The 11,298-nt window shown below is 48.0% G+C and carries 7 protein-coding genes and 2 pseudogenes; 6 read left to right on the forward strand and 3 right to left on the reverse strand.

Annotation, left to right across the window (positions count from 1 at the left end; all coding sequences use genetic code 11):
• Positions 1-106 precede the first annotated feature (106 nt).
• Together adhP and KXD89_RS11260 are read left to right on the forward strand one after the other, a co-directional pair.
• A complete protein-coding gene (gene adhP, locus KXD89_RS11255; RefSeq protein WP_000642433.1) occupies positions 107-1,117 on the forward strand; it encodes an alcohol dehydrogenase AdhP in 1,011 nt (336 codons plus the stop codon).
• A 145-nt stretch (positions 1,118-1,262) separates the two neighbouring features.
• Positions 1,263-1,547, forward strand: coding sequence for a HigA family addiction module antitoxin (locus KXD89_RS11260; RefSeq protein WP_000781370.1), 285 nt, complete (start codon positions 1,263-1,265; stop codon positions 1,545-1,547).
• A gap of 406 nt (positions 1,548-1,953) precedes the next feature.
• On the opposite strand, the gene fdnI is transcribed toward KXD89_RS11260, so the two are convergent.
• From fdnI to fdnG, 3 genes are read right to left on the reverse strand one after another with little or no spacing between them, the layout of a single operon-like run.
• Positions 1,954-2,607: a formate dehydrogenase-N subunit gamma gene (fdnI, locus tag KXD89_RS11265; RefSeq protein WP_000045648.1), complete on the reverse strand. Its 654-nt coding sequence runs from the start codon at positions 2,605-2,607 to the stop codon at positions 1,954-1,956.
• Positions 2,600-3,484 (reverse strand): formate dehydrogenase N subunit beta, encoded by an 885-nt coding sequence (fdnH, locus tag KXD89_RS11270; RefSeq protein ID WP_001240582.1) that lies wholly within the window; start codon positions 3,482-3,484, stop codon positions 2,600-2,602. The genes fdnI and fdnH overlap by 8 nt, the downstream gene beginning before the upstream one ends.
• A 12-nt stretch (positions 3,485-3,496) precedes the next feature.
• On the reverse strand, positions 3,497-6,544 hold the full coding sequence (fdnG, locus tag KXD89_RS11275; RefSeq protein WP_010723100.1) for a formate dehydrogenase-N subunit alpha: 3,048 nt from the start codon (positions 6,542-6,544) through the stop codon (positions 3,497-3,499).
• Positions 6,545-6,775: 231 nt separating this feature from the next.
• Between fdnG and yddG the strand changes: the two genes are divergently transcribed.
• From yddG to narU, 4 genes and pseudogenes are all read left to right on the forward strand, one after another.
• Entirely contained in the window at positions 6,776-7,657 is an 882-nt protein-coding gene (gene yddG, locus KXD89_RS11280) for an aromatic amino acid efflux DMT transporter YddG (protein WP_000198205.1), read from the forward strand.
• Between the two features lie 259 nt (positions 7,658-7,916).
• A pseudogene (locus KXD89_RS11285) lies at positions 7,917-8,192 on the forward strand (porin); the annotation flags it as partial.
• Between the two features lie 38 nt (positions 8,193-8,230).
• Positions 8,231-9,561: pseudogene (locus tag KXD89_RS11290) on the forward strand (leucine-rich repeat domain-containing protein).
• A gap of 323 nt (positions 9,562-9,884) precedes the next feature.
• Positions 9,885-11,273 carry a nitrate/nitrite transporter NarU gene (gene narU / locus KXD89_RS11295; RefSeq protein ID WP_001207901.1) on the forward strand — a complete coding sequence of 463 codons (1,389 nt, stop codon included), beginning with the start codon at positions 9,885-9,887 and terminating at the stop codon, positions 11,271-11,273.
• Positions 11,274-11,298: the final 25 nt, after the last annotated feature.

The raw sequence follows: 11,298 nt of genomic DNA on the forward strand, positions 1-11,298 counted from the left end.
GGCTATTTCCCTCTCCCTTTTTCAGATCTCATCCATACTGGGTAGTGGCGAATAAATCTCATTTGCCTCACCTGCTATGCAGAACATCATCCGAAAAGGAGGAACTATGAAGGCTGCAGTTGTTACGAAGGATCATCATGTTGACGTTACGTATAAAACACTGCGCTCACTGAAACATGGCGAAGCCCTGCTGAAAATGGAGTGTTGTGGTGTATGTCATACCGATCTTCATGTTAAGAATGGCGATTTTGGTGACAAAACCGGCGTAATTCTGGGCCATGAAGGCATCGGTGTGGTGGCAGAAGTGGGTCCAGGTGTCACCTCATTAAAACCAGGCGATCGTGCCAGCGTGGCGTGGTTCTACGAAGGATGCGGTCATTGCGAATACTGTAACAGTGGTAACGAAACGCTCTGCCGTTCAGTTAAAAATGCCGGATACAGCGTTGATGGCGGGATGGCGGAAGAGTGCATCGTGGTCGCCGATTACGCGGTAAAAGTGCCAGATGGTCTGGACTCGGCGGCGGCCAGCAGCATTACCTGTGCGGGAGTCACCACCTACAAAGCCGTTAAGCTGTCAAAAATTCGTCCAGGGCAGTGGATTGCTATCTACGGTCTTGGCGGTCTGGGTAACCTCGCCCTGCAATACGCGAAGAATGTCTTTAACGCCAAAGTGATCGCCATTGATGTCAATGATGAGCAGTTAAAACTGGCAACCGAAATGGGCGCAGATTTAGCGATTAACTCACACACCGAAGACGCCGCCAAAATTGTGCAGGAGAAAACTGGTGGCGCTCACGCTGCGGTGGTAACAGCGGTAGCTAAAGCTGCGTTTAACTCGGCAGTTGATGCTGTCCGTGCAGGCGGTCGTGTTGTGGCTGTCGGTCTACCGCCGGAGTCTATGAGCCTGGATATCCCACGTCTTGTGCTGGATGGTATTGAAGTGGTCGGTTCGCTGGTCGGCACGCGCCAGGATTTAACTGAAGCCTTCCAGTTTGCCGCCGAAGGTAAAGTGGTGCCGAAAGTCGCCCTGCGTCCGTTAGCGGACATCAACACCATCTTTACTGAGATGGAAGAAGGCAAAATCCGTGGCCGCATGGTGATTGATTTCCGTCACTAAGAGGCCTTTGCTGCGACTGCCATGTTCGGGTCGCAGCATCGCACACTCTCCAACATGAAATGGCTAAATGGATTATTGTTGCGTAGGAAGGAACAATAATGATAGTGTTCCCAGTGAAGGAACGCTACTGAGAGTAAAGACACTAATGAAAATGGCCAATCATCCCCGCCCGGGGGACATTATTCAGGAATCACTGGACGAACTTAATGTCAGCCTGCGCGAGTTTGCCAGAGCAATGGAAATTGCTCCCTCAACGGCAAGCCGATTGCTGACAGGAAAAGCAGCTTTGACGCCAGAAATGGCGATTAAACTTTCCGTGGTGATCGGCAGTTCGCCGCAAATGTGGCTGAATCTGCAAAACGCCTGGAGTCTGGCAGAGGCAGAAAAAACAGTGGATGTGTCGCGATTACGCCGTCTGGTTACGCAATAAAAAAATGGCACTTTATAAAGCGCCATTTAGAACTGATGACAAACGCAACATTGCCTGATGCGCTACGCTTATCAGGCCTACACGTTCACTGCAATCTATTGGATTTGAAGGGTTTTCATGCCGGATAAGGCGTTCACGCCGCATCCGGCATGAACAAAGCCTACGTTGTCTACAATATGAAAATGACGCCTTTTACAGCGCCATTTGAAACTGATGACAAACGCAACATTGCCTGATGCGCTACGCTTATCAGGCCTACACGTTCACTGCAATCTATTGGATTTGAAGGGTTTTCATGCCGGATAAGGCGTTCACGCCGCATCCGGCATGAACAAAGCCTACGTTGTCTACAATATGAAAATGGCGCCTTTTACAGCGCCATTTTCAGCTTAAAGTTCAAAAGAGATTATATCCCTTCTTCACTCTCTTTTTTCGCTTCTGCCTTCTCGATTTCACGATACCAGCGCGGATGGTGTTTCTTCGCCCAGCGACGACTTACCTTCCCTTCGATCATCCCTTTAATCGATCCTTTCACCCAAAATGCCATATACATATGGATCAGGATGGCGTGGATCAGGATGATACCCGCAGCCGCGTGGATCAGCAGGCTGTAGCGAACAACCTGCATCGGGAAGTACTGCGCAAAGTACGGACGCCAGATAATCACCCCGGTCACCAGCAGCACGAAAATCATGCTCATGATCGACCAGAACATCATCTTTTGCCCGGCGTTGTACTTACCGACATCCGCCACTTTATGCTCATTGCCTTTCAATACTTCGACAATGTTCAACAGCCACGGAATATCTTTCTTATCCGGGATGTTGTGATGCACAAAACGCACAAACATAAACATCAGTGCGACGAAAATCGCAATGCCGAAGAACGGGTGCAAAATGCGTCCCATCTGCGGCGTACCGAAGGTTTGCGTCAGCCATTGCAGCGTCGGGAAGAAGAACGAAATCCCGGACAGCGCCACCAGGAAGAAGCAAATCACCACGGTCCAGTGACAGGCGCGATCAATAAATTTGGTGCGCACAATCATTTTCGACTTACTCATGATGATCCTCCTCGTCATCGTCCACTTCCTTATTCGGGCCAATACCGATGTAGTGGAAAATCAACCCGGCAAAAGTGGCAATAAAGCCAGCCGCTGCCAGCGGTTTCAACGCGCCTTTCCACAGGCTTACCGAGGTGTCGATCTTCGGATCTTTCGGCAGACCGTGATACAGCTCCGGCTGATCGGCGTGATGCAGCACGTACATAACGTGCGTACCACCGACCCCTTCCGGGTTGTAGACGCCAGCATGTTCGTAACCACGCGCTTTCAGTTTCGCCACGCGCTGTTCCGCCAGCTCCAGCATCTCCTTCTTGGTGCCGAAGTGGATAGCCCCGGTCGGACAGGTTTTCACACAAGCCGGTTCCTGGCCGACGCTGACGCGATCGACGCAGAGCGTGCATTTATATACCCGGTTATCCTCTTTGTTGAGGCGCGGAATATTAAACGGACACCCGGCAATGCAGTAACCACAGCCGATGCAGTTTTCCGACTGGAAATCGACAATCCCGTTAGCGTACTGAATGATTGCACCAGCAGACGGGCACGCCTTCAGGCAGCCGGGATCTTCACAGTGCATACAGCCGTCTTTACGGATCAGCCACTCCAGCTTGCCGTTCTGTTCGGTTTCGCTAAAGCGCATCACCGTCCAGGACTTGGCGCTCAGATCGGCGGGGTTATCGTAAACCCCGACGCAGTGCCCCACTTCATCACGGATGTCGTTCCACTCCGAACACGCCACCTGACAGGCTTTACAGCCGATACAGGTGGAAACGTCGATAAGTTTTGCGACTTCTGCTTTGTAATCACGCACCTGAGAAGGCGGCGTGATGGAGTTAGTTGCGGACCTTTTGATAATGTCCTGCGTTTCCATAGCCATCTGTTCGCCCCCTTACGCCTTCTCGATGTTGACTAAGAACGCTTTATATTCCGGCGTTTGCGAGTTTGCATCACCGACATTCGGCGTCAGAGTGTTAGCGATATAACCTTTACGCGCGACACCCTCAAAGCCCCAGTGGATTGGAATACCCACCGTTTCAACCTGCTGACCATTTACATTCAGCGGTTTCAGACGACGCGTTACCACAGCCACCGCGCGGATAAAGCCACGCTTGCTGGAGACAGTGACACGATCGCCATTATTAATGCCTTTCGCCGCCGCCAGCGTTTCGCTGATTTCCACAAACTGTTCCGGCTGAGCAATTGCGTTGAGCAATGCGTGCTTGGTCCAGGTGTGGAAGTGCTCGGTCAGACGATAGGTCGTACCCACATACGGGAACTGCTCTTTTTTACCCATCCGCAGCGCGTCTTGTTCATACAGACGAACAACCGGGTTAGACACCACGTTCGGATGCAGCGGGTTAGTGCCCAGCGGCGTTTCAATCGGCTCGTAGTGTTCCGGGAACGGACCTTCCGCCATTTTGTTGATGGCAAACAGGCGTCCCATCCCTTCCGGCTGCATGATAAACGGCCCGGTTGGCGTACCCGGTGCGGCATTGCCGAAGTCAGGAATATCGTTACCCGTCCACTTGCTGCCGTTCCACTGGATCAGCATCCGTTTCGGATCCCACGGTTTACCGTTGATATCCGCCGAAGCACGGTTGTACAGCACGCGACGGTTGAGCGGCCACGCCCAGGCCCATCCCAGCGTATTCCCCAGACCGGACGGGTCGGAGTTATCGCGGTTAGCCATCTGGTTGCCCTGCTCTGTCCAGCTACCGGTGTAGATCCAGCAAGAAGATGCGGTTGTACCGTCATCACGCAGATGCGCAAAGCTACTCAGCAACTGACCTTTCTTCGCAATAAGCACGCCATTAGCGTCATAGAGATCTTCCAGCGCGTAGCCGTTGTTCTCTTTAGCCACTTCGTCAGATTGCGGTTCGTGCGGCTGCTTGTAGTTCCAGCTCATCTTCATCAGCGGTTCTACGCCTTTACCACCTTCGGACTGGTACAGCTCGCGCAGATGATGGTAGATACCCGCCAGAATTTCACCGTCGTTACGCGCTTCGCCCGGCGCGTCCTGACCTTTCCAGTGCCACTGCAACCAGCGACCGGAGTTAGCGATAGAACCATCTTCTTCAGCAAAGCAGGTCGAAGGCAGACGGAATACTTCAGTCTGAATAGACGCCGGATCGACATCGTTCGACTCACCGTGGTTCTGCCAGAAGGTAGAGGTTTCAGTCACCAGCGGATCGATAACCACCATGTACTTCAGCTTGCTCAGGCAGCTCACCACTTTGTTTTTGTCCGGGAAGGACGCAACCGGGTTAAAGCCCTGGCAGAAATAACCGGTGACTTTGCCTTCATCCATCATGTTGAAATACTTGATGACGTCGTAGGTCTGGTCCCACTTCGGCAGCCAGTCATAGCCCCAGTTGTTCTCTTTCTGCGCGGCATCGCCATAGAAAGATTTCATCAGGCTAACGAAGAACTTCGGATAGTTGCTCCAGTAGTTCACCTGATCAGCCAGCGTCGCTTTCGGCGTGTTCGCTTCCAGATACGACTGCAAATCAACCTGTTTTTCTGACGGCAGCGTCAGATAACCTGGCAGGCTGGTAGAGAGCAGGCCTAAGTCAGTCAAGCCCTGAATGTTGGAGTGACCACGCAATGCGTTCACGCCGCCACCGGCCATACCCATGTTACCGAGCAGCAACTGGATCATCGCCATAGTACGGATGTTCTGCGCACCCACAGTGTGCTGCGTCCAGCCCAGCGCGTACAGGAAGGTGGTTGTGCGATCCGGTGCGCTGGTGGAGGCCAGCACTTCACACACTTTCAGGAAGTCGGCTTTTGGCGTACCGCAGATGTTTTCAACGACGTCCGGCGTGTAGCGGGAAACGTGCTCTTTCAGCAGGTTCCACACACAGCGCGGATGAGTCAGTGTTTCATCGCGTTTCGCATAGCCGTTTTCATCGAGCTGATAGTTCCAGGACGATTTATCGTATTGACGTTTTTCAGCGTCGTAGCCGCTGAACAGACCGTCTTCGAAAGCAAAATCATCACGCACCAGCAGGCTGGCGTTGGTGTAATGCTTAACGTATTCGGCGTTGATTTTGTTGTTTTCGATCAGGTAGCGCAAAACGCCAGACAGGAACGTAATGTCCGTACCGGAACGAATAGGCGCGTAAATATCCGCCACAGAAGCGGTACGCGTAAAACGGGGATCGACAACGATCAAGGTTGCGTCGTTGTTGTTTTTCGCTTCCATCGCCCAGCGGAAACCGACGGGATGCGCTTCAGCAGCGTTACCGCCCATCACCATCACGACGTTAGCGTTTTTGATATCCACCCAGTGGTTGGTCATCGCACCGCGACCAAATGTTGGAGCAAGACTTGCTACCGTTGGTCCGTGTCAGACGCGCGCCTGGTTGTCTACCGCCAGCATCCCGAGGGAGCGGGCAAATTTCTGGGTCAGCATCCCGGTTTCGTTGCTGGCACCGGAGGCACACAGCATACCGGTAGAAAGCCAACGGTTTACCGTTACGCCCTGCTCGTTCTTTTCAATAAAGTTAGCGTCACGGTCAGCTTTCATCAGCTTCGCAATACGGGAGAATGCTTCTTCCCAGCTAATGCGCTGCCATTTGTCAGAACCTGGCGCACGATATTCCGGGTAGCGCAGACGGTTTTCACTGTTGACGTAATCCAGCAAACCGGCCCCTTTCGGGCACAGCGCACCACGGCTTACCGGATGATCCGGGTCACCTTCAATGTGATAAATCGCTTCTCTGGCGTTTTTTGCGCCATCACCCAGGCTATACATCAATAGCCCGCAACCTACGGAACAGTATGTGCAGGTGTTACGGATCTCTTTAGCGCGTAATAATTTGTAGTTTCGCGCCTGAGCCAGTGCTTGCTTCGGGGCAAAGCCCAATGCCGCTACTGTTGTTCCAGCCATACCGCCCGCGCAGATTTTAAAAAATTGTCTGCGACTGACGTCCATTGCTTTCCTCTTTTTTCAGGGGTATTACTGCGCGAGGAAACTAACAGTAAAATTCTGAATCTTTTTGCGCGAAATCAAAAAGAACATCTGTTTGCCACAAAATAATCCGCCTTCGCAAATTGACCTACCTCAATAGCGGTAGAAAAACGCACCACTGCCTGACAGGCCAGTTAAAAAAATGCTATAAAATTCAGCTTAATTTTTAACGGCAAGAGAGACAAAACAGCGAGCATGACACGACAAAAAGCAACGCTCATAGGGCTGATAGCGATCGTCCTGTGGAGCACGATGGTAGGATTGATTCGCGGTGTCAGTGAGGGGCTCGGCCCGGTCGGCGGCGCAGCTGCTATCTATTCATTAAGCGGGCTGCTGTTAATCTTCACGGTTGGATTTCCGCGTATTCGGCAAATCCCGAAAGGCTATTTACTCGCCGGGAGTCTGTTATTCGTCAGCTATGAAATCTGTCTGGCGCTTTCCTTAGGGTATGCGGCGACCCATCATCAGGCGATTGAAGTGGGTATGGTGAACTATCTGTGGCCCAGCCTGACAATTCTCTTTGCCATTCTGTTTAATGGTCAGAAAACCAACTGGTTGATTGTACCTGGATTATTATTAGCCCTCGTCGGCGTCTGTTGGGTGTTAGGCGGTGACAATGGGTTACATTATGATGAAATCATCAATAATATCACCACCAGCCCATTGAGTTATTTCCTGGCGTTCATTGGTGCGTTTATCTGGGCAGCCTATTGCACAGTAACGAATAAATACGCACGCGGATTTAATGGAATTACCGTTTTTGTCCTGCTAACGGGAGCAAGTCTGTGGGTTTACTATTTTCTTACGCCACAACCAGAAATGATATTTAGCACGCCCGTCATGATTAAACTCATCTCTGCGGCATTTACCTTAGGATTTGCTTATGCTGCATGGAATGTCGGTATATTGCATGGCAATGTCACCATTATGGCGGTAGGTTCGTATTTTACGCCTGTACTTTCCTCAGCGCTTGCAGCCGTGCTGCTCAGCGCCCCGCTGTCGTTCTCGTTCTGGCAAGGCGCGCTGATGGTCTGCGGCGGTTCCCTGCTCTGCTGGCTGGCGACACGTCGTGGTTAAAATAACTGCCGGGTCTACGGCCCGGTAGTTAATCAGATAAATTCCGACAATATTAAAAAAATAAATTTCAAATACCAGTAATTCACCTTATATCTCATTTCGACTTCGATCACATATCGATAAATAATATTATTTCATCTATTTTTCTCATTGTTTTTAATCACCATTCTATTTTAAAAACAGTATGTCATTTATAAATGACGCCGTTTAAAATTCGTTTAGAAAATACGTTTAACGATAATTAAAAGGATTCTGTTAAATGAAATTAAAAATAGTTGCGGTGGTTGTAACTGGTTTGTTAGCTGCGAACGTAGCACACGCTGCCGAAGTCTATAACAAGGATGGTAATAAACTCGACCTTTATGGCAAGGTTACCGCTCTACGTTATTTTACTGATGATAAGCGTGACGATGGTGATAAAACTTATGCCCGTCTCGGCTTTAAAGGAGAAACGCAAATCAATGATCAAATGATTGGTTTTGGTCACTGGGAATATGATTTTAAAGGCTATAACGATGAAGCCAACGGCTCGCGCGGCAAGAATCTCTGATTGAGTTAAGTGCCCATCACAATATGATCACTGACCTTATATTACACAATCATCCCAGGATGAAAACAATCACTTTAAACGACAACCATATTGCACATTTAAACGCCAAAAACACTACAAAACTGGAATATTTAAACTTAAGCAATAACAATTTACTGCCAACCAATGACATTGATCAACTAATATCATCAAAACATCTTTGGCATGTATTAGTTAACGGCATCAACAATGATCCACTTGCACAAATGCAGTACTGGACTGCAGTAAGAAATATAATTGATGACACTAATGAAGTGACCATTGATTTATCAGGACTTAATTTAACCACTCAACCACCAGGGCTGCAAAACTTCACATCTATCAATCTTGATAATAACCAATTCACACATTTTGATGCAACCAACTACGATAGACTCGTAAAGCTAAGTCTGAATAGTAATGCTCTTGAGTCAATAAATTTTCCTCAAGGCAGAAATGTAAGTATTACACATATATCTATGAATAATAATGCTCTCAGAAATATTGATATAGATAGGCTTTCATCAGTTACTTATTTTAGTGCGGCACATAATCAACTAGAGTTTGTGCAATTAGAATCTTGCGAATGGCTGCAATACCTGAATCTCAGCCATAATCAATTAACTGATATTGTTGCAGGTAATAAAAATGAACTCTTACTGCTGGATCTATCCCATAATAAACTAACAAGTTTACACAATGACTTATTTCCCAACTTGAATACGTTACTTATTAACAACAATTTGCTTTCTGAAATTAAAATATTCTATAGCAACTTCTGCAATGTTCAGACATTAAACGCTGCTAACAACCAGTTGAAATATATAAATCTTGATTTCCTGACTTATCTTCCATCTATCAAAAGTTTAAGACTGGACAATAATAAAATAACCCACATTGATACTAATAATACATCCGATATTGGAACTTTATTCCCCATAATAAAACAGAGCAAAACTTAAATTTTTTAAATGTTTCTGGGAAGAACAATTGCCCTACTATGCAGCTCATGTTATTTAATTTGTTTTCCCCAGCACTTAAGCTTAATACTGGCCTGGCAATTCTTTCGCCTGGTGCATTTGAAGTTCACTCTGACGGAATAGATGTGGATAACGAATTGTTTCACTATCCTATTAAAAAAGCATATACCCCATATAATATACACACTTACAAGACAGAGGAAGTTGTAAACCAGATGAATATAAAAGTTAAAAACATGACCTTAGATGAAATAAACAATACTTACTGTAATAACGATTATTACAATCAGGCAATAAGAGAGGAACCGATAGACCTTCTGGACAGATCGTTTTCCTCCAGTTCATGGCCTTTTTAGTGAATAAATCATCACTAATTCTATAAGTGTCTGGTCTTGTTGATAATATAGTTAATATGTAACCCTTTAGATTCACGATCTGAAGGGTTGAAACATGACATACGTTCAAAGATTAACCCCGTTTGAAGGTTAGCTTGTTAGTTACATTTAGTAACACATATCTGGCTACTTAATCCCCATTCTGCCCCCGCGGTTACGCTTTCTTATCTATTCTTTCAATCAGCACTTCACCCAATTCATCCTTAATTCTAATAACTGGCTATTGCGCCTTACCTCGTGTTTTGTCTTTTTTTCATTACCAATGTGTGCATGTGAGGAACAATATGGCACTGCAAAATGAGAAAAATAGTCGTTATCTTTTGCGCGACTGGAAACCAGAAAATCCGGCCTTCTGGGAAAATAAAGGAAAACATATTGCTCGAAGAAATCTCTGGATATCAGTCAGTTGTCTACTTCTTGCCTTCTGTGTCTGGATGCTATTTAGCGCAGTTACCGTTAATCTCAATAAAATCGGTTTTAATTTTACTACCGATCAACTCTTTTTATTAACCGCATTACCCTCCGTTTCTGGCGCATTATTGCGTGTTCCCTACTCCTTTATGGTGCCTATATTCGGTGGACGCCGATGGACGGTTTTTAGTACTGCAATCCTGATTATTCCTTGCGTCTGGCTCGGAATTGCCGTGCAAAATCCGAATACTCCTTTTGGGATATTTATCGTTATCGCTTTGCTATGCGGTTTTGCAGGTGCAAACTTTGCTTCGAGCATGGGCAATATCAGTTTCTTCTTTCCAAAAGCCAAACAAGGGAGCGCTCTTGGGATTAATGGCGGATTAGGAAACTTAGGTGTAAGTGTAATGCAGCTGGTTGCACCGCTGGTCATTTTTGTACCTGTATTTGCCTTTCTCGGCGTCAATGGCGTACCGCAGGCCGACGGTTCGGTGATGTCGCTGGCGAATGCCGCATGGATTTGGGTACCGCTACTGGCGATTGCCACGATCGCCGCATGGTCAGGGATGAATGATATCGCCAGTTCACGCGCCTCAATTGCCGACCAGCTCCCTGTCTTACAACGCCTGCATCTCTGGCTGCTGAGCCTGCTTTACCTTGCCACCTTCGGTTCGTTTATCGGTTTTTCTGCGGGTTTTGCCATGCTGGCAAAAACCCAGTTCCCGGATGTGAATATTCTGCGCCTGGCGTTCTTTGGCCCATTTATCGGTGCCATCGCGCGGTCGGTTGGTGGTGCTATTTCCGATAAGTTCGGCGGCGTGCGGGTGACGTTGATCAACTTTATTTTTATGGCGATTTTCAGTGCCCTGCTGTTCCTTACCTTACCGGGCACAGGCTCCGGTAATTTCATCGCCTTTTACGCCGTATTTATGGGGCTGTTTCTGACTGCGGGTCTGGGAAGTGGTTCTACTTTCCAGATGATCGCCGTCATCTTTCGCCAGATAACCATTTATCGGGTAAAGATGAAAGGCGGTAGTGATGAGCAAGCTCATAAAGAAGCCGTCACCGAAACGGCGGCGGCTCTGGGCTTTATCTCAGCCATTGGCGCAGTGGGCGGCTTTTTTATTCCGCAGGCGTTTGGCATGTCGCTCAATATGACCGGCTCTCCGGTCGGCGCGATGAAAGTGTTTTTAATCTTCTACATCGTTTGTGTGCTGCTGACCTGGCTGGTTTATGGTCGGCGGAAGTTCAGCCAAAAATAAGAGATCGATGCCTGATGTACAACCG

Source organism: Escherichia sp. TC-EC600-tetX4, from assembly GCF_019356055.1.
Lineage (GTDB): Bacteria > Pseudomonadota > Gammaproteobacteria > Enterobacterales > Enterobacteriaceae.